13 protein-coding genes and 1 other RNA gene are annotated in these 19395 nt (G+C 72.4%); 5 read left to right on the top strand and 9 right to left on the bottom strand.

Annotated elements, in window-relative coordinates:
- A complete protein-coding gene (locus tag Cus16_RS00460) occupies positions 1 to 1305 on the top strand; it encodes an LLM class flavin-dependent oxidoreductase (RefSeq protein WP_069710698.1) in 1305 nt (434 codons plus the stop codon).
- A gap of 27 nt (positions 1306 to 1332) precedes the next feature.
- Here Cus16_RS00460 and Cus16_RS00455 read toward each other — a convergent pair whose 3' ends face one another.
- The 7 genes from Cus16_RS00455 to Cus16_RS00425 all read right to left on the bottom strand — a co-directional run bounded on the left by Cus16_RS00455 (position 1333) and on the right by Cus16_RS00425 (position 7517).
- Entirely contained in the window at positions 1333 to 2076 is a 744-nt protein-coding gene (locus Cus16_RS00455; RefSeq protein ID WP_141718747.1) for a hypothetical protein, read from the bottom strand.
- A 227-nt stretch (positions 2077 to 2303) separates the two neighbouring features.
- Positions 2304 to 2681: a transfer-messenger RNA gene (gene ssrA / locus Cus16_RS00450) on the bottom strand.
- Positions 2682 to 2812: 131 nt separating this feature from the next.
- Complete coding sequence (gene smpB / locus Cus16_RS00445) at positions 2813 to 3289, bottom strand: SsrA-binding protein SmpB (RefSeq protein WP_069710696.1); 477 nt, start codon at positions 3287 to 3289, stop codon at positions 2813 to 2815.
- Positions 3290 to 3405: 116 nt separating this feature from the next.
- On the bottom strand, positions 3406 to 4320 hold the full coding sequence (gene ftsX / locus Cus16_RS00440; protein ID WP_069710695.1) for a permease-like cell division protein FtsX: 915 nt from the start codon (positions 4318 to 4320) through the stop codon (positions 3406 to 3408).
- Positions 4317 to 5075 carry a cell division ATP-binding protein FtsE gene (gene ftsE, locus Cus16_RS00435; RefSeq protein ID WP_083263579.1) on the bottom strand — a complete coding sequence of 253 codons (759 nt, stop codon included), beginning with the start codon at positions 5073 to 5075 and terminating at the stop codon, positions 4317 to 4319. Before ftsE ends, ftsX begins: the two co-directional genes overlap by 4 nt.
- 72 nt (positions 5076 to 5147) lie before the next feature.
- The gene (prfB, locus tag Cus16_RS00430) at positions 5148 to 6257 is read right to left on the bottom strand and encodes a peptide chain release factor 2 (RefSeq protein ID WP_069710694.1); all 1110 of its coding nucleotides are present in this window, start codon (positions 6255 to 6257) and stop codon (positions 5148 to 5150) included.
- Positions 6258 to 6353: 96 nt separating this feature from the next.
- Complete coding sequence (locus Cus16_RS00425) at positions 6354 to 7517, bottom strand: cysteine desulfurase family protein (protein ID WP_069710693.1); 1164 nt, start codon at positions 7515 to 7517, stop codon at positions 6354 to 6356.
- Between the two features lie 61 nt (positions 7518 to 7578).
- Between Cus16_RS00425 and Cus16_RS00420 the strand changes: the two genes are divergently transcribed.
- The 3 genes from Cus16_RS00420 to glgB all read left to right on the top strand — a co-directional run bounded on the left by Cus16_RS00420 (position 7579) and on the right by glgB (position 14476).
- A complete protein-coding gene (locus tag Cus16_RS00420; protein WP_069710692.1) occupies positions 7579 to 9642 on the top strand; it encodes a glycogen debranching protein in 2064 nt (687 codons plus the stop codon).
- A 128-nt stretch (positions 9643 to 9770) separates the two neighbouring features.
- On the top strand, positions 9771 to 11771 hold the full coding sequence (locus tag Cus16_RS00415; protein ID WP_223246469.1) for an alpha-1,4-glucan--maltose-1-phosphate maltosyltransferase: 2001 nt from the start codon (positions 9771 to 9773) through the stop codon (positions 11769 to 11771).
- A complete protein-coding gene (gene glgB, locus Cus16_RS00410; RefSeq protein WP_223246468.1) occupies positions 11768 to 14476 on the top strand; it encodes a 1,4-alpha-glucan branching protein GlgB in 2709 nt (902 codons plus the stop codon). The genes Cus16_RS00415 and glgB overlap by 4 nt, the downstream gene beginning before the upstream one ends.
- Positions 14477 to 14582: 106 nt before the next feature.
- On the opposite strand, the gene Cus16_RS00405 is transcribed toward glgB, so the two are convergent.
- A complete protein-coding gene (locus Cus16_RS00405) occupies positions 14583 to 15590 on the bottom strand; it encodes a tetratricopeptide repeat protein (RefSeq protein WP_069710691.1) in 1008 nt (335 codons plus the stop codon).
- A complete protein-coding gene (locus Cus16_RS00400) occupies positions 15587 to 17326 on the bottom strand; it encodes a hypothetical protein (RefSeq protein ID WP_069710690.1) in 1740 nt (579 codons plus the stop codon). Before Cus16_RS00400 ends, Cus16_RS00405 begins: the two co-directional genes overlap by 4 nt.
- Positions 17327 to 17509: 183 nt before the next feature.
- Here Cus16_RS00400 and Cus16_RS00395 point away from each other — a divergent pair, with 183 nt between their 5' ends.
- Positions 17510 to 19366: a hypothetical protein gene (locus Cus16_RS00395; RefSeq protein WP_069710689.1), complete on the top strand. Its 1857-nt coding sequence runs from the start codon at positions 17510 to 17512 to the stop codon at positions 19364 to 19366.
- Positions 19367 to 19395: the final 29 nt, after the last annotated feature.

The raw sequence follows: 19395 nt of genomic DNA, 5'->3' as shown, positions 1-19395 counted from the left end.
ATGGGCGACCTGCAGCACTTCGGGTACTTCTTCTCGCGGGGCTTCGGCCCGCAGGCGTGGGGTCGGGCCGACTGGGACTGGGGCCACGACTGGACGAAGCCGGCCCTGTACCAGCAGTCCGTGCGTGCGCTCGAGGACGCCGGCATGGACCTCGTCATCGCCGAGGACGCGATCTCGCTCGGCAGCCCCGCGACCCTCGACCTGCGCATCCGCCAGGCGTACGGCGGCCCGAAGCACGACCCGCTGCTCCTCGCGCCGTACCTGTTCGCGGCGACGGAGCACATCGGCATCGCGCCGACCGTCAACGCGGGCATCACGCCCCCGTACCTCGCGGCCCGGCAGGCGGCGACGCTCGCGCACCTGTCCTCGGACCGGTTCGGGCTCAACGTCGTCACGGACACGGGGAGCGCCCGGCACGTCGGTGCGGCCCCGCTCCCCCACGACGCCGCCTACGACCGCGCCGAGGAGTGGATCACCCTGCTCCGTCGCCTCTGGCGCTCGTGGGGCGACGGGTACGTCGGCGACCCCTCCGACTGGCACTTCGCCGACGGCGGCGCCCTCGACGCGTTCCACCACGAGGGCGCGTACTTCACCGCGGACGGCCCGCTCAACGCGCTGCCGCTCGACACCGACCCGGTCGTCGTCTCCCCCGGCGGCTCGGGCCGCGGCCTGGGCTTCGCCGGCACGCACTCCGACGTCCAGCTCGCGCTGGCGCCGCTCACGGCCGCCGCGGTCCGCTCCTACCGTGAGCAGGTCCTGACGGCCGCCACGGACGCGGGGCGGAGCGCCGACGACCTCCGGGTGCTGTTCGTGCTGAAGCCCGTGCTGGTGCCCTCCGTCGAGGAGGCCGACCGGATCGTCGAGGCGTCACGACACCCGTCCGACGACGACCTGCGCGCCGCGGCCGTCGCGTGGTCGAGCGACTCGGAGACCGACCTGCTCGCCCTCGACCTCGACGCGCCGATCCCGGCCGGCACCTTCGGCGACCACGTGTCGGCCGGGACGATCCGCGGGCTCGTCGGGGACACCCCGGACGCACCGCTGCGGGAGCTCCTCGCGCGGAAGGCCCGGCTCGGTCGGATCAGTGCGCACGAGGGCTTCGTCGGGACCGCCGAGGAGTTCGCGGACTTCGCGGAGGAGCTCGGCGCGGACGCCGACAACGACGGCTTCATCCTGTCCGGCGACCTGCACCCCGCGCAGGTGTACCGGATGACGGGCGACCTGGTGCCGGCGCTCCGGCGTCGCGGGCTCCTCCGCCGGGAGTACGGCGACGGGGGCCTGCGGGCGAACCTGTTCGACTTCTGACCCGCACCCGCTCCTCCGCGCTCGGGCTCACTGCTTCTTGTCGGACTGCTTCTTGTCGGACTTCTTCTTGTCCTTCTTCTTGTCGGACTTCTTCTTGTCGGACTTCTTGTCCGACTTCTTCTTATCCTTCTTCTTCGCGTCGGACTTCTTCTCGTCCTTCTTCTTGTCGTGCTGCTCCTCGACGGGCTGCTCCTCCGTGCGGGGAGCGCCCACGCCGGAGGGTGCGAGACCGTCGACGGGCTCGACCACCACGGCGCTCCCGGAGTCCGCGAGCACCTCGACGGGCTGCTCCTCGACGACGGGCGCCAGCGCGTCCTCGACCCGCTCGACCACCAGCTCGGCGCCGTCCTCGGCGAGCCGCAGCAGCGCCTGCGCCGCACGGACCTTCGTGGTGGTCCGGCGCGCCAGGACGTCCGCGCGCGCTCCCTCGAGGAACGCGCGGAGCGAGCGCTCGACCGTGGAGCGCCCCCGCGGAGCGGACCGGTCGAGGCGGTCGAGCTCTCCCGCGATGCCGGTGACGTCGTCCGCGACCGCCTCGTCGCGCACCGAGGCCACGAGTGCGGCGACGGCCGCAGCCGCCCGCTCCACCGCGGCGGAGTCCTGGTCGAGCACGACGAGCATCTCGAAGACGTCGCCGTACGACACCGTCTCGAGTCGCACCGGCTCGGCGGTCCGGCCACGCAACACCAGCCGCTCGTCGGGTGTGGGCAGCCATGCGACCACGGCGGCGACGGACGCGACGGAGCCGACCAGCCGCTCGTACTCCGCCAACCCCAGACGGTCCTGCTCTCGCAGACGGACTCGGATCGCGATCTCCTGCGCCACGCGTGGGCCTCTCGTTCGGGAACGACGCGGGCTCGCCCCGCGTCTGCACCGAACGGTAGTCCTCGACACCCGCAGGAACAGCGAACGCCCCGTCGACGTCCAAAGACGACGACGGGGCGCTCATGCGGGACCTCCCGCGAGGATCAGCGTGACAGCGGTCCGACGACCGGCGATGGTGGAGATGGGGGGAATCGAACCCCCGTCCATCGCTGCGGTTCGACGTCTTCTACGGGCGTATCCGGATGAGGCGTTCTGCTCGGCCCCGTCCTTTGCTACCGGCTTCTAGGACGACGGGCCCAGTCCCAGTGCAAGTCCCGCACGGCCCTGAGGCGCAACCGTGCAGCAAGTCCTCTGGATGACGCCGGAACTCAGGTTAGAAGACGATCACCTGGCCGACGGACTTCATGTGCTGGGCTGCTTACGCAGCGAGAGCGAAGTCAGTGCGCTTGGAATTGGCACTTGTTGTTTTCCACGGATCGTTCACGAGATGACCGTGGGTCCTCGGCCCGCTTCCCGTCGGCACACAGGCAATGTCGAAACCGATCATCCCCGTACGGGCCGGACGTGCGAACCGCTGTCACGCTGTTGAGTTGCCAACGCTCCCCGTGAGGAGCGGACCCCAGCTTAGCGGGGTGTGCTGGACGATGCCACCGGCGTTCGCCGAGGGCTCACCCCGCCGCGCTCACTCGCCGAGGCGGTTCCGGGACCGCATGGCGCGCTCGGCCTCGCGCTTGTCGGTCTTCTCGCGCAGCGCCTGGCGCTTGTCGAACTCGCGCTTGCCCTTCGCGACCGCGATCTCGACCTTGGCGCGCCCGTCGTGGAAGTAGATCTGCAGCGGCACGAGCGTGTAGCCGCCCTGCGCCGTCTTGTGCGAGATCTTGACGATCTGCTGCTTGTGCAGGAGCAGCTTGCGCTTCCGCCGCGGGGCATGGTTGTTCCACGTCCCCTCGGTGTACTCGGGGATGTGCACGGAATCGAGCCAGGCCTCACCGGCGTCGATGAACGCGTAGCCGTCGACCAGCGACGCACGCCCCTCGCGCAGGGACTTCACCTCGGTGCCGGAGAGCACCATGCCCGCCTCGTACGTGTCCTCGATGAGGTAGTCGTGGCGCGCTCGACGGTTGGTCGCCACGATCTTCTCGCCGCGTTCCTTCGCCATGGTGGCTCCCTTCGGTGTCCGGGGCCGGCCCCGGTGCTGCTGTACGCAGCCCTACAGCCTAGTGAACACGACGACCGCGGCGCACCTTCCCGGCGCGCCGCGGTCGAGGTGTCCGGTCAGACGCGCAGGTACCGGCGGATGGCGATGAAGGCCGAGACCCCCGCCAGGAGCACGCCGATGACGATCACCGCGGGCACGACGACGGCCGCGTCCCCCATGCCGATGAACGCCGTGCCGGAGAAGCGCTGTGCCAGGTAGTTCCGGACGAAGAACCAGACCACGGCGACGATCGCTCCGCCGGCCAGGACGGCACCGATCGCCGCGGCGATGACGCCCTCGAGGACGAACGGTGTCTGGATGAACCGGTTCGACGCGCCGACCAGGCGCATGATGCCGAGCTCACGCCGTCGGCTGAACGCCGACAACCGGATGGTCGTGGCGATGAGCAGGACCGCGGCGACGAGCATGAGCGACGCGATGCCGATCGCCGTGTACGACGACGCGTTGAGCAGGTTGAAGATCGGCTGCAGGTACCCGCGCTGGTCGACCACGCTCTGCACGCCGGCGACCTTCGACAGGCTCTCCACGAGCACGTCGGCCTGCGAGGGGTTCTTCAGGTTCACCCAGAAGGTCTCGTTGAGGTACTCGGGCTTGACGAACTCGGTCGCCGGCGAGTCCTTGAACTGCTGCTTGAACCGGTCGTATGCCTGGTCCTGGTCCTCGTAGTACGTCTTCTCGATGTACGGCTTGAGGGTCGAGGACGCGAGCTGTGCCTGGACCTGGTCACGCTGGTCCTCGGTGGCCTTCGCGCCGGTGCAGTTGCCGGTCGTGTCCGTGTCGGTGCACAGGTACACGGCGACCTGCGCCCGGTCGTACCAGTAGCCCTTCATCTGGTTGATCTGCATCTGCAGCAGGATCGCCGTGCCGACGAACGTCAGCGAGATGAAGGTGACGAGGACGACCGACACGACCATCGACGCGTTGCGCCGCAGGCCCGAGCCGACCTCGGCCATGACGAGTCCGAGCCTCATCGGATGAGCCCCGGGATGGTCTGGATGCCCGTGGTGTTCGAGACGCCGGAGCCGCGCTGGATCGGGAGCGCCTGCGTCTGGTACCCGCCGGACTGCTCGTCGCGCAGGACGGTGCCGTTCGAGAGCTCGATGACCCGACGCTGCATCTGGTTCACGATGCTGGCGTCGTGCGTCGCCATGAGCACGGTGGTGCCTCCCTGGTTGATGCGTTCGAGGAGCGCCATGATGCCCGCCGAGGTCGTCGGGTCGAGGTTGCCCGTGGGCTCGTCGGCGAGCAGGATCGCCGGCTTGTTGACGACGGCACGGGCGATCGCGACGCGCTGCTGCTCGCCGCCGGACAGCTCGTGCGGCATGCGGGTGGCCTTGCCGGCCAGACCGACGAGCTTGAGCACGTCCGTCACGGCCTCGCTGATGAAGCCCTTGCTCTTGCCGATCACCTGGAGCGAGAACGCGACGTTGTCGAAGACGTTCTTGTTCGGCAGGAGACGGAAGTCCTGGAAGACCACGCCGAGGTTGCGGCGGAAGTACGGGACCTTGCGCGACGACAGCGCACCCAGGCGCTGCCCGAGCACGTGGATCTGGCCGCGGGAGGGCTTCTCCTCCTTGAGCACGAGGCGCAGGAAGCTCGACTTCCCGGAGCCGGATGCGCCGACGAGGAAGACGAACTCACCCTTGAGGATCTCGAGGGAGAGGTCGTCGAGCGCAGGACTCGGGTTGCCCGAGTAGACCTTGGTGACCTGGTCGAATTTGATCATGACCGGATCAGGGTAGGTCGGGTCGGTCGGAAGTCAACCGAGGCGCGCGGCTCACCTGCCCCGCGAGGGTGCTCAGGAATCGTCGCCCTGCTTGCGCCAGCGGATGCCGGCGTTGATGAAGCCGTCGAGGTCGCCGTCGAACACGGCCGACGGGTTGTTGACCTCGTGCTCGCTGCGCAGGTCCTTGACCATCTGGTACGGCGCGAGGACGTACGAGCGGATCTGGTCGCCCCAGCTCGCCGTGATGTTGCCGGCGAGCTCCTTCTTCTTCGCGTTCTCCTCCTCCTTCTTCAGGAGCAGCAGGCGGGACTGCAGGACACGCATGGCCGCGGCGCGGTTCTGGATCTGCGACTTCTCGTTCTGCATCGAGACGACGGTGCCGGTCGGGATGTGCGTCAGGCGGACGGCGGAGTCGGTCGTGTTGACCGACTGGCCGCCGGGTCCGGACGACCGGAAGACGTCGACGCGGATGTCGTTCTCGGGGATGTCGATCACGGCGGTCTCCGGCATGAGCGGGATCACCTCGACCGCGGCGAACGACGTCTGACGCTTGCCGGCCGCGCCGAACGGCGACATGCGGACGAGGCGGTGCGTGCCGGCCTCGACCGAGAGCGTGCCGAAGGCGTGCGGCGCGTCCACCTCGAAGGTCGCGGACTTGATGCCGGCCTCCTCCGCGTAGGAGGTGTCCATCACGGTCGTCTTGTAGCCGTGCTGCTCGGCGTACCGGAGGTACATGCGCAGCAGCATCTCGGCGAAGTCGGCTGCGTCGACGCCACCGGCGCCCGCGCGGATGGTGATGACCGCCGGGCGGTCGTCGTACTCGCCGTCGAGGAGCGTCTGCACCTCGAGGTCGCCCATCGTCTTCTGGATGGCCTTGAGCTCGACCGCGGCCTCGTCGGCCGACTCCTGGTCGTCGCCCTCGTTGGCCATCTCGACCAGTACCTCGAGGTCGTCGATGCGCTGCTCGGTGTCCGTGATGCGGCGGAGCTCGGCCTGCTTGTGGGAGAGCGCGCTCGTGACCTCCTGCGCGTGCTCGACGTCGTCCCAGAGGTCCTGGGCGCCCGCCTGCTCGCTGAGTTCGGCGATCTCGCGCTGCAGCCGGTCGACGTCGACGACCGAGCGGATGTTGCCGAAGGTCTCGCGGAGGGCGGACAGCTGCTCGGTGAAGTCAAGTTCGACCATGGTCCCCGATCCTACCGGCGTGGCCGTGCGGCGGCCGACCGCGGCTCCACGGGCGGCTCGACGGACGGGAGGCACGGTGCGCGCCCGCCCCGTCGGTCACCGTCCGAGCAGCGGGGCCCGGGACGCCATCCCGGCGCGGCCCGCGCGGGCGACCGCGTCCGGCAGCGCCGCGAGGAACGCGTCGACGTCGCCCTCGGTCGTCGTGTGGCCGAGCGTGATGCGGAGCGCCCCGCGGGCGTCCTCCTCGGACAGCCCCATCGCGAGGAGGACGTGGGACGCCTCGGGGACGCCGGCCTGGCACGCCGACCCCGTCGACACGGCGACCCCCGCCGCGTCGAGCAGGAAGAGCAGCGAGTCGCCCTCGCACCCGGGGAAGGTGAAGTGCGCGTTGCCGGGCAGCCGGTCGACCGGGTCCCCCTTGAGCACCGCGGACGGCACGGCGCGGGCAACGCCCGCGACCAGGCGGTCGCGCAGTGCCGAGCGGTCGTGGAGCCCCGCGCCCGCCGCGACCCCGAAGGCCGCGGCGGCCGGCGCGTCCTGCGTGCCGCTGCGGACCTGGCGCTGCTGTCCGCCGCCGTGGATGAGCGGTTCCACCGTCGCCCGTCGGCCGAGCACGAGCGCGCCGATGCCGACCGGCCCGCCGATCTTGTGCGCGGACACGCTCAGGGCGTCGAGACCGGAGCCGGCGAAGGACACCGGGACCTGGCCGTAGGCGGCGACGGCGTCGCTGTGCACGGGCACGCCGGCGGCGTGCGCCAGCTCGACGATCCGGGTGACCGGCTGCAGGGTGCCGACCTCGTTGTTGGCCCAGAGGAACGTGACCAGGGCGACGTCCGAGGCGTCGGCGAGCCGTGCCTCCAGACCGGCGAGGTCCACGCGACCCTGCGCGTCCAGCGGGACCACGTCGACGACCGCGCCCTCGTGGCGCGCGAGCCACTCCACCGTGTCGACCGTCGCGTGGTGCTCCCCCGCGGGGACGACGATGCGCGGGCGGGGCCGGTCCTGCTGTCGCGCCCAGAACAGGCCCTTGACGGCGAGGTTGATGCTCTCGGTGCCGCCCGAGGTGAACACGACCTCCACCGGTTCGGCGTCGAGCGAGCGTGCGACCGCGGCGCGACCGTCCTCGAGGAGCATCTTCGCGCGCTGACCGGCGCTGTGGATCGACGACGGGTTGCCCACGGTCGCGAGCGCCTCCGTGAAGGCGGCGAGCGCCTCGGCTCGGATCGGCGTCGTCGCGGCGTGGTCGAGGTAGACCGACATGACTGCACCTCCGTGGTCGTGCGTTCCCAGGATAGCCGCGGCTCCTCGTACCCTGGTCGTCATGCCCAGCACCGCGACCGACGAGACCCCCGGCTTCCGCCTCGGTGACGGCGACCCCCGGTTCACGGTGCGCTCGGCGACCGCGACCGCGGTGGCCCTCGTGGTCCGTTCCGCCGACGACGGCCGGACGACCGAGCACCGCCTCGAGCGCGAGGCGGACACCGACCGCTGGACGGCCCGCACCCCGGACGTCCGCCCCGGGGACCGGTACCACCTGCTCGTCGACGGTCCGGAGGGTCCCCGCCACGACTTCGACCCGACCCGTCCGCTGCTCGACCCGGCAGCACGCGGGATCGAGCCCGCGGACCCCACGGGTGCCCACCCGCGCTGGACGGGCGTCGTGGTCGACGAGTCGTTCGACTGGGGCGACGTCCGGAAGCCCGACGTGCCCCGCGACCGCGCCGTCGTGTACGAGGCGAACGTCCGCACCCTCACGGCGGCGAACCCCGACGTCCCCGAGCACCTGCGCGGGACGTACGCGGGGGTCGCGCACCCGAGCACGATCGCCCACCTGCGGCGCACCGGCGTGACGACGCTGGAGCTCCTGCCGGTGCAGGCGTTCGACACCGAGGCGTGGCTCCGGGCGGCCGGGCGCGAGAACGCCTGGGGCTACAACACGCTCGGCTTCTTCGCACCGCACGCCGCGTACGCGTCCTCGGACGCCCGGGCCGCCGGCGCGACGGCGGTCCTCCGCGAGTTCAAGGGGATGGTGCGGCTCCTGCACGAGGCGGGCATCCAGGTGCTGCTCGACGTCGTCTACAACCACACCGCTGAGGAGGGGCCCGGCGGTCCGACGACCTCGCTGCGCGGCATCGACGGCGCGAACCGGTACCGCTGGACCGAGGACGACGCCGCCTACTACGACACGACCGGTTGCGGGAACACCCTCGACACCTCGGTCGGGGCGACCGCGGACCTCGTCGTCGAGAGCCTGCGCTACTGGGCGCGCGAGGTACAGGTCGACGGCTTCCGCTTCGACCTCATGGCCTCGCTCGCCCGCGACGGCCGGCACGTCTTCGACCCCGCGCACCCCCTGCTCGAGCGGATCCGGCAGCACCCGGACCTGCAGGACGTGCTCGTCGTCGCCGAGCCGTGGGACGTCGGACCGGACGGGTGGCGGACGGGCGCCTTCGGCGTCGGCACGAGCGAGTGGAACGACGGCTTCCGGGACACCGTGCGGCAGTTCTGGCTGACCGACATCGCCGAGGAGCGCCGGAACGGCACGCCCCACGCGGGCATCGGTCGGCTCGCCGACGCGATGACCGGTTCGCGCAGCACGTTCGGGCAGGAGCGCGGCCCGCTCGCGAGCATCAACTTCGTCACCGCCCACGACGGCTTCACCCTGCTCGACCTCGTCTCCCACGACCGCAAGCACAACGCCGCGAACGGCGAGGACGGCCGGGACGGGTCCGACGACAACCGGTCCTTCAACCACGGGATCGAGGGGGACACCGCCGACCGCGGGGTCCGCGCGGCCCGGGGACGGTCGATGCGGAACCTGGTCGGGACGCTCCTGCTCTCGGCGGGCGTGCCGATGCTCACCGCCGGCGACGAGCGGAGCCGCACGCAGCACGGCAACAACAACGCCTACGTCGTGTCCGAGGACCTGACGCCGGTCGACTGGACGGACGACGAGGACGCGGAGGCGATGACCGAGGCGGTCGCCGCGCTCACCGGGCTCCGCGCCGCGCACCCGGCGCTCCGGCCCACGCGCTTCGGCGTCGAGGGGCAGGAGACCCCCGGCGCGACGCGGATGTCCTGGTACGGGCCGGACGGGCAGCCGATGACGACCGCCGGGTGGGACCAGCCGATCCACCGCGTCGTCCAGTACTTCGCCGAGTCGACACCGACACCGGACGGGGCGCACGAGGCCGTCGACCGGGTGCTCGTCGTCGTGCACGGCAGCGGCCGGACGCGCGACCTCACCCTGCCGGCGCGTGATGACGTGCGCGGGTACCGGCTGGCGTGGTCGAGCGAGAAGCACCGCGACCACGAGCGGCTCCGACCGGGCGGACAGGTCTTCACCGCGTACGGGCCCGGCATCCACCTGTTCGAGGTCGCGTAGGCCGCGGCCCGCGCAGGCGTCACCCGCCGCGCCCGGGCTCCCCGGCACGGGCTCCTCGGCACGCCCGACCGCGCACCGCGGACGCGATCCGGGGAACGTGGACCCGCCAGCCGGGTAGCGTCGGCTCCGTGGCCACCGCAGACCGACCTCGCCGACCCAAGATCGGACGCATCCCGATCACCCAGCTCGCTCCGACGACCCCGAACGGGTTCCCGGGCAAGGCGTTCGACGGCGAGGTGATCACATTCGGCGCGACCGTCTTCCGCGAGGGCCACGGGATCATCGGCGCCGACCTCGTGCTCGAACGCCCCGACGGAGGCACCCGCACGGTGCCGATGCTCCTCGGCGCGCCCGGCACCGACCGGTACGAGGCGACCGTGCAGGTCGACCACGTCGGTGTCTGGACCTGGCACGTCGAGTCCTTCTCCGACGACTGGGCGACCTGGCTGCACGCCGCGCGCCTCAAGATCGCCGCCGGCGTCGACACCGAGGCGACGCTCCTCGACGGGGCCGTCCTGCTCGACCGTCTCGCCGAGGAGACCGACTCCACCGCCGCCGTCCGGGCGGCCGAGCAGCTCCGGGACACCGCGCTCGAGCCCGCGGACCGTCTGGCCGCCGTCGACGACCCGCGCATCACCGGTGAGGTCGAGGACTCCCCGCTCACCTCCCTCCGCACCCACTCCCCCGTGCAGCTGCTCGACGTCGAGCGCCAGCGCGCCGGCGTCGGCGCCTGGTACGAGTTCTTCCCCCGCAGCGAGGGCGCGAAGAAGAACGCCGACGGCTCCTGGAAGAGCGGGGACTTCCGCACCGCCGCACGGCGCCTGCCGGCCGTGGCGCGCATGGGCTTCGACGTGGTCTACCTGCCGCCCATCCACCCGATCGGCACCACGGCCCGCAAGGGACCGAACAACACCCTCACCCCGGGGCCGGACGACCCCGGCAGCCCCTGGGCGATCGGTGCCCCCGAGGGCGGCCACGACGCCATCCACCCGGACCTCGGCACCGAGGAGGACTTCCGCGAGTTCGTCGAGACGGCGAAGAACACCGGGATGGAGGTCGCGCTCGACTTCGCCCTCCAGTGCTCCCCGGACCACCCGTGGGTGCAGCAGCACCCGGAGTGGTTCACGGTCCGCGCCGACGGGTCGATCGCGACCGCCGAGAACCCGCCCAAGCGGTACCAGGACATCTACCCGATCCAGTTCGACTCCGACCCCGACGGCATCGTCGCCGAGGTCCACCGGGTCCTGCGCCACTGGATCGCGTTCGGGATCCGCATCTTCCGCGTCGACAACCCGCACACGAAGCCGCTCTGGTTCTGGGAGCGGGTCATCCGCGAGGTCCGCGACGAGCACCCGGACACGGTGTTCCTGGCCGAGGCGTTCACCCGTCCGGCGATGATGCGGGCGCTCGCCGAGGCCGGGTTCCAGCAGTCCTACACGTACTTCACGTGGCGGAACACGAAGGAGGAGATCGAGGAGTACTTCTCCGAGCTCAGTCACGAGACGAGCGCCTACCTCCGCCCGAACCTGTTCGTGAACACCCCGGACATCCTCACCGAGTACCTGCAGTTCGGCGGTCGCGCCGGCTACAAGGTGCGCGCCGCGCTCGCCGCGACCGGCGCTCCGACCTGGGGCATGTACGCCGGCTACGAGCTCTTCGAGGACGTCGCCCGACCGGGCTCCGAGGAGAACATCGACAACGAGAAGTACGAGTACAAGCCGCGTGACTTCGCGCTGGCCGAGGCCGAGGGCGCGAGCCTCGCGCCGTACGTCACGATGCTCAACCGCTTCCGGCAGGCGCACCCCGCGCTCCGCCAGCTGCGCAACCTCCACGTCCACCACGCCGAGGACCCGGCGATCGTCGTCTACTCGAAGCACCTGCCGGGCGCCTTCACCCGCTCCGGCCGTGACGACACCGTCATCGTCGTGGCGAACGTCGACCCGCACTCGGCGCGCGAGACCACGGTCCACCTCGACCTCGCCGCCCTCGGGCTGCCGACGGAGCAGGCCTTCGACGTCCGTGACGTCGTGACCGGCCAGCGCTGGGTCTGGGGTTCGTCGAACTACGTCCGGCTCGACGCGTTCCAGGAACCCGTGCACCTGCTCGTCGTGGAGGGACCCCACCGATGACCGACCGCGACCCGAAGGGGAACCCGCCGATGGGCTCCGACCGACCGAACCCCGCCACCCCCGCCCGCGGACAGGGACCGAGCGTCCCGCCGGTGCCGCCGCCCCCGCCGCCCGTCACCCGGGTGCGGGCGCCCGGTGCGGTGCCCGCGAACGACGAGACGGGTCCGCGGTACGAACCGCGGGCCTCCGCACCGGGCGAGGACCTGCCCGGCGCCGCTCCGGCCGCTCCGGAGACCCCGGACCGCGGGGTCGAGGAGTCGGCGACCCTCGCCGGTGGGGAGCGCCCGGAGTCGGGCGGGGCTCCGACGAGCGGGACCGGGACCGGTGCCCACGTGGCGCCGACCCCCGACGCGACCCCGACCCCCGGTGCACAGACGTCCGCCGACGACGGCGCCGACGCGCCGCTGTCCGAGGGCGGTCGCCACGTCGTGCCGACGGCTGCCGAACTGGTCGAGGGCACGCCCGACGCCCCGACCGCGGCTCCCGACGACGCGGCCCCCACCGCCGGCACCGCACCGGTCCCGGCCGGCGCGCCCCGTCCGGCACCGGTCGAGGAGTGGCTCCGCCGACAGGTCGCCGAGGGCCGCTGGTCCCAGCCGCACGACGTCCTCGGCCCGCACCCGGTCGACGGCGGCACCAGCGTGCGCGTGGTCCGACACCTCGCCACCGCGGTGCGCCTGGTCCGCCTGGACGGCGACGACATCGAGCTCGAGTCCGAGGGCGACGGCCTCTGGGCCGGTGCCACGGCCGACACGCTCGGGCGCTACCGCGTGGAGGCGGACTACGACCTCGACGACGCATCGGACGCGGACGACGCGACCTGGACCACGGACGACGCCTACCGCTTCCCGCCCACGATCGGCGAGCTCGACCTGCACCTCTTCGGCGAGGGCCGCGACGAGCAGCTCTGGCAGCACCTCGGCGCCCACGTGCGCACGGTCGACGGCGTCGACGGCGTCGCGTTCACGGTCTGGGCGCCGCGCGCCACGGCCGTCCGCGTCATCGGCGACTTCGAGGGCTGGGAGGGCCGCACCACCGCGATGCGCCGCCTGAACGACCTCGGCGTCTGGGAGCTGTTCTGGCCCGGTGCCCTCGAGGGGCAGCGGTACAAGTTCCAGATCCTCACCGACGGCGGCTGGGTCGAGCGCGCGGACCCGTTCGCGCGCCGCACCGAGGTCCCGCCGCTCACCGCCTCGGTGATCACCGACTCCCGGTACGAGTGGTCCGAGGGCGACCGCGCCTGGATGGACCAGCGCGCAGCGACGACCACGCACGACAAGCCCATGAGCGTCTACGAGGTGCACCTCGGTTCGTGGCGCCCGGGGCTCTCGTACCGCGAGGTCGCCGACCAGCTGATCGGGCACGTGCAGTACCTCGGCTTCACGCACGTCGAGTTCCTGCCGCTGTCCGAGCACCCCTTCGGCGGCTCCTGGGGCTACCAGGTCACGGGCTACTACGCGCCGACGGCCCGGTTCGGCTCGCCCGACGACCTCCGGTACCTGATCGACCGGCTGCACTCCGCGGGCATCGGCGTGATCATGGACTGGGTCCCCGGGCACTTCCCGAAGGACGAGTGGGCCCTGGCCAAGTTCGACGGCCACGCCCTGTTCGAGCACCCGGACCCCCGACGCGGCGAGCAGCTCGACTGGGGCACCTACGTCTTCGACTTCGGGCAGCCGCAGGTGCGGAACTTCCTCGTCGCCAACGCGCTGTACTGGATGGAGGAGTTCCACATCGACGGGCTCCGTGTCGACGCCGTCGCCTCGATCCTCTACCTCGACTACTCGCGCACGGAGTGGCTGCCGAACATCCACGGCGGTCGCGAGAACCTCGAGGCGATCTCCTTCCTGCAGGAGACGAACGCCACCGCGTACAAGCGCTACCCCGGCATCGTGATGATCGCCGAGGAGAGCACCTCGTGGCCGGGCGTCACCCAGCCGACGAGTGCCGGCGGTCTCGGCTTCGGGCAGAAGTGGAACATGGGCTGGATGCACGACTCGCTCGAGTACGTGCAGCGCGACCCGGCGTACCGCGCGTACCACCACGACGAGCTGACCTTCTCGTTCGTCTACGCGTTCAGCGAGCAGTTCACCCTGCCGATCAGCCACGACGAGGTCGTGCACGGCAAGGGCTCCCTCTACGGCAAGATGCCCGGCGACGAGTGGCAGAAGCTCGCGAACGTCCGCGCGTACCTGTCCTTCATGTGGGCGCACCCCGGCAAGCAGCTCCTCTTCATGGGCCAGGAGTTCGCGCAGGTCGCCGAGTGGTCCGAGGAGCGCGGGCTGGACTGGTGGCAGGCGGACGACCCGGGGCACAACGGTGTCCAGCGCCTGGTCGCCGAGCTCAACCGGGTCTACCGGGAGACGCCGGCGCTGTGGACGCACGACGCCACCGCCGACGGCTTCGAGTGGATCGAGGGCGGGGACGCACCGCACTCGACGATCGGGTTCCTGCGGAAGGCCGGTGACGAGCGGCTCGCGGTGTTCGTCAACTTCTCCGGCGTACCGGTCGAGCGGCGCTTCGGTCTGCCGACCGCCGGCGAGTGGGTCGAGGTGCTCAACACCGACGCCACCGAGTACGGCGGCTCCGGTGTCGGCAACCTCGGTTCCGTCACCGCCGAGGAGACCCCGTGGGCCGGCCGACCGGCCTCGGCGCACCTCGTCGTGCCGCCGCTCGGCGCGGTCTGGCTGCGGCTCGCGGACTGACGCGCCACAGGAGCGACCCACCACGCGACGGACGGGAGGCCCGGTGCCAGCTGGCACCGGGCCTCCCGTCCGTCGTGCGGTCGCGACCCGCGATTGCCCGCCTGCGTCAGTACAGCGCGCTCGCCAACCGCCGCCGCGCGACGGCCACCCGGGGGTCGTCGACACCGATCAGCTCGAAGTACTCGACGAGCCGCACGCGCAGTGCCTCGCGCTCCGCGCCGAACACCGTCGGCACCAGGTCGAGCAGCCGCCCGAAGGCGTCCTCGACGTGTCCGCCGCTGACGTCGAGGTCGGCGACGGCCATCTGGGCCTCGACGTCCTGCGGCGCCGACGCGGCCGCGCTCCGGAGCTCGTCGGCGGTCCGGCCGTCGAGCCGGGCGAGCAGCGACACCTGCGCGAGCCCCGCGACGGCCATCTGGTCGTTCGGGTCCTGTGCGATCGCGGTCCGGTACTCCTGGACCGCGGCGGCGTAGTCGCCCCGCTCGATCGCGTCGTACGCGGCCTGGTGGTGCGGCGGCAGCGGCTCGGGCTCGGGCTCACCCACGGGCTCGGCGGCGGACGCGCCGTCGACCGTCACGCGGCCCGTGACGCCGTTCTGCTCGGCGGCGGCGACGACCTGCTCGAACACGTCGCGCACCTCGGCCTCGGGCAGTGCGCCCACGAACAGGCCGAGCGGCCGGCCACCGATGACCGCGGCGACGGTCGGGATCGACTGTGCCTGGAAGGCCTGCACGAGCTGCGGGTTCGTGTCGGCGTCCACCTTGGCGAGCACCACGCGGCCGTCGTACTCGGCGGTGAGCCGCTCGAGGATCGGCGACAGCTGCTTGCAGGGGCCGCACCACTCGGCCCAGATGTCGACGATCACCGGCACGACCGAGGACAGCTGGAGCACGTCCTGGAAGGTCTGGTCGGTGACGTCGAGCACGAGAGACGGGACGGTCAGGTCACCGGCCGCGGGGGCACCCGCCGGGGCTGCCCCGGTCGGGGCGGTCCCGGGCTGGCCGCCCGCCGTCGACGCCGGTCCGGGCTGCGCCGGCCGCTGTGCGCGGTCGACGAGGGACGACAGGTCGACGGCTCCGCGGAGACCGGACGGGGTCGGGGGGACGTTGGTCATTGCACCTCACTCGCTGCGGTCAGGCCCTGCGTGAACCCGAGCAGGACCACCTTCTCATCACTGCCCACCGGCGGCACGGAGAAGAGCAGCTGCACGCTGTACGTGGCGCTGACCCCCTTCGTGCTGGAGTCGACGCCGGAGAGCGCCTTCACGGCGCCCTCGGTGTTGACCTCGGCGCCCTTCGCCGTCGGGGTGACCTTCTCGATCTCGTCGAGGTCGGCGGACACGAGCGCGCCGGCCCCGTCGGTCGCGATGGCGATCGCGCTGTCGTCGGGGACCTCCGACGAGTACTCGATCTTCGCGGTGTCCGGCAGCGACTCGGCCTTCTTGTCCTTGTACGCCTTGCCGATGGTCGACCGGAGGCCGTCGCCGTCGGACGCGAAGAGCGAGGCGGACTCGCTGTCGGCGTCCTTCGACAGGACGTCGCCGTACGCTGCCGCGATGTCGTCGGGCGCGATGCGCAGGAGCTTCGTGTCCCCGGCGAGCTGCGCGGCGCCGAGCGACGTCGGTGCCAGGCTCGGGATCTCCGCCGCGGCCTCGAGGGACACGTCGTAGGCGACCTTGTAGTCGTCCCGCGCGCTCTCCTGCACGAGCGTCAGGGCCTGCGGAGCGGTCTTCGCACCGCAGTCCTCGGCCACGACCGTGAACACCGTGCGCGGCCAGCTGTCGGTCTGCTGCGGGAGCGCGACGCAGACCTGCTCGGCGGAGATCGCCGGCGGGGCGTCCACGTCGGCGTCCTTCGCGCGGATGGCGTAGTTCGCCTTCCGGAGCTCGAGCGCGGCGCCGGTGAAGCGCGACTCGAGGAGCGAGGCGTCGCGGTCGCCGTCGGCCTTCGACGCGACCTCGGCGACGCGCTGCACGATCCGGCGGATCTGCTGCGAGGTTGCCGCCGTCGGGGTCGTGTCCTCGGCGGCGCCGGTGGCCGAGGCGGTCGGGGTCGGCGTCGCGGCCGCACCGCCGCCCTGCGGCCAGTAGTCGGACGAGCAGCCGGTGAGCCCGAGCGCGCCGACGACCAGGATCGGCACGACGACGAACGGTCGGCGTCCCCGACGTGCGCGGGCCGGCACCTGGGCGCCGGCCGCGGCGGCACGCCGCGATGCCCGCACGCGCGGCGGACGCGAGCCACCGCTGCGGCGACGGGGACCCCGGCCGCGGCGCTGGTGGAGGAACGCCCAGACGAGCAGCGCGATGCCGCCGGCCAGGAAGAGCCCGCCCGCCACGAGCAGCGGTCCGACCGAGGGCGTCGCGGTGTCGCGCGGCCAGGTCACGGAGACGTCCGTGGGGGCGGCCGCCGAGCCGTCGCTGAGCACGACCATCGACACGTCGGCGGGCAGGCGCACGGTGAACTGACCGGCCCCGTCCCACTCCTGGTACCAGAGGTCGCTGCCCGAGGGGTCGGGCACGGAGTCGCCGCTCCCGGTCGTCCTGCCGACCAGGCGGTCCTGCTCGGCGTCGAAGCGCAGCGTGGTGTGCTTCGCGTCGCCGACCCAGGCCTGCACGTCGCTCGTGCGCCCGTAGGCGGCGAAGACCTTGCCCGAGCCGGAGACGTTGATGCGCTGGTAGCCCGGGTTCGCGGTGAGCGTCGACCCGGGGATGACGGTGACCGGCGCGGACGCCGAGCTCGAGGACTGCGCCACCAGGGACGAGGGCGGGGCGAACACGGTGCGTTGCCCGACCGCGAGCGCGACGAGCAGCAGACCGATGACGAAACTGACGATCGCCAGGACGAATCGCACGGATCTTCTCCCTACCGCGCCGGGGTGGGGGGTCGGCGCGCGAATCAGCGCTCCAGGATAGCGAGGGACCCTGGACGTCGCATCCCCCACCGCTGGCCGCGGTCTCAGTCCCGGTCGGAGGGCCGCCGCTAGGATCGTGCCCGGGCCAGGTGCTGGCCCTCCGCCGACCCCGAGGAGCAACACGTGGCGAACGACGAGGCCGAGTTCGGGACCGAGCTGCGCGGGTACCGCCGCGACGACGTCGATCGCTCCCTGAACGAACTCCGTCGCGAGCTCATCAAGTCGAACACCGACCGCGCCGAGGCCGCCAAGGAGATCCGTCTCCTGCAGGCCCGCGTCGCCGACCTGCAGAGCGAGCTCGACGAGGCCGGCACGCCCACGTACAGCGGACTCGGGACGCGCCTGGAGTCCACGCTCCGGGTCGCCGAGGAGCAGTCCACCCGCCTGATCAGCCAGGCCGACATCGACGCCCAGCGACTCCGCGCCTCCAGCCGCAACGAGGCCGAGCGGCTGCTGCGCGAGGCCCGGCAGGAGGCCTCCGAGACCCTCGAGGACGCCCGTTCCCGCGCAACCGACGAACTCACCCGTGCCCGAGCGGAGTCGGCGGACACCATCGAGCGGGCCCGGTCCGAGGCGGGGCTGCTGACGCAGGACGCCCGCAACGAGGCCGCCGCCGTCCGTGGTGCAGCCGTCACCGAGGCCGCGGAGGTCCGTTCCGTCGCGATCCGCGAGACCGATGCCCTCCGTGCCCGCGTCGCACGCGAGACCGCCGAGCTCCGCGAGGACGCGCAGCAGGCCGCCGAGGCCGCACGGACCGCCGCGGCCGAGCTCGACCGCGAGACCGAGCACCGGCGCAGCGTGTTCGAGGCCGACCACACGCGACGGACCGAGGACCTCGCCCGCGAGGAGGAGACCCGCCGCGCCGCGCTCGAGCGCGAGGTCACCGAGGGTCGGGCAGCGTGGCAGCGCGAACGCGACGAGCAGCAGCGCGCACACGCCCTCACGCTCGAGACCGAGCGCGCCGAACTCGACGCCGAGGCAGCACGCCGCCGCAGCGAGCTCGACGCCGAGGTCGGGGACCGCCGCCGTGCCCTCGACGAGGAGCTCGCCGCCGCTCGCGCCGGATGGGAGCGCGAGGTCGCCGAGGCCCGCACGGCACTCGACCAGGAGCTGCAGGCCGCCCGTGCCCAGCTGCGGGTCGACGAGGAGCAGACCCGGACCGAGAACGAGCGGCTCGTGCAGGAGACCGCCGAGCGCATCGCGGCCGAGCTCGAGGAGCACCGCAGCCGCATCGCGCGCGAGCGGGCCGAGGCCGCCGACGCCGCCGAACGCGCCGCGCGGGAGCACGCCGACGAGCTGGCCGCGCGTCGTGAGCGCGAGCACGCGGAGGTGGACACCGAGATCGCCGACCGCCGCGTCGCCGAGCTCGCCGGCCTCGAGGCCGAGCGCACCGCCCTCCGTCAGGAGATCGACACGATGCGCGCCGACCTCGAGCGGGACCGCGACGCGGGGCGCGCCGAGATCGCCCGGGAGCGCGACCAGGCCGCCGCTGCACTCGAGTCGGAACTCGCCGCCCGACGCGACGACGCCGAGCAGGAGTACCTGCAGAAGCACCACGAGACGGTGGCCGAGACGCAGAAGTACCTCGACGAGGCGAACCTGCAGCTCGCCGAGGCGACCCGCCGGGCCACCGAGGCCCGGGAACGCGCCGAGCGGCTCCAGCAGGAGGCCGACGACCTCGAGCGTTCGAGCACCGCGCAGGCGCAGGAGCGCGCCCGCACCCTGGTCGCCGAGACGCAGGAGCGGGTGCACCGGATGATCGCCGAGGCCGAGGAGCGCAGCGCAGCCGTCGTCGCCGAGGCCGAGGACCGTCTCGCCGCGATCCGCACCGAGCGCGACGCCGTTGCCGGGTACCTCGAGAACCTGCGCGGCGTCCTCACGCACGCGACCGGCCTGTTCGACGGTCCGGCAGCGGCCGACCCCGACGACGCGACCGGCCCCGACGACGCGACCGGCCCCGAGGACGGCGCCCGGCGCTGAGACCGGGCCACCGCACGACGTGAGCCGGA

Source organism: Curtobacterium sp. ER1/6 (assembly GCF_001742745.1).
Taxonomy (GTDB): Bacteria; Actinomycetota; Actinomycetes; order Actinomycetales; family Microbacteriaceae; genus Curtobacterium; species Curtobacterium citri.
Note: the sequence above shows the minus strand (reverse complement) of the source record. Positions and strands in the feature narration are given on the sequence as shown.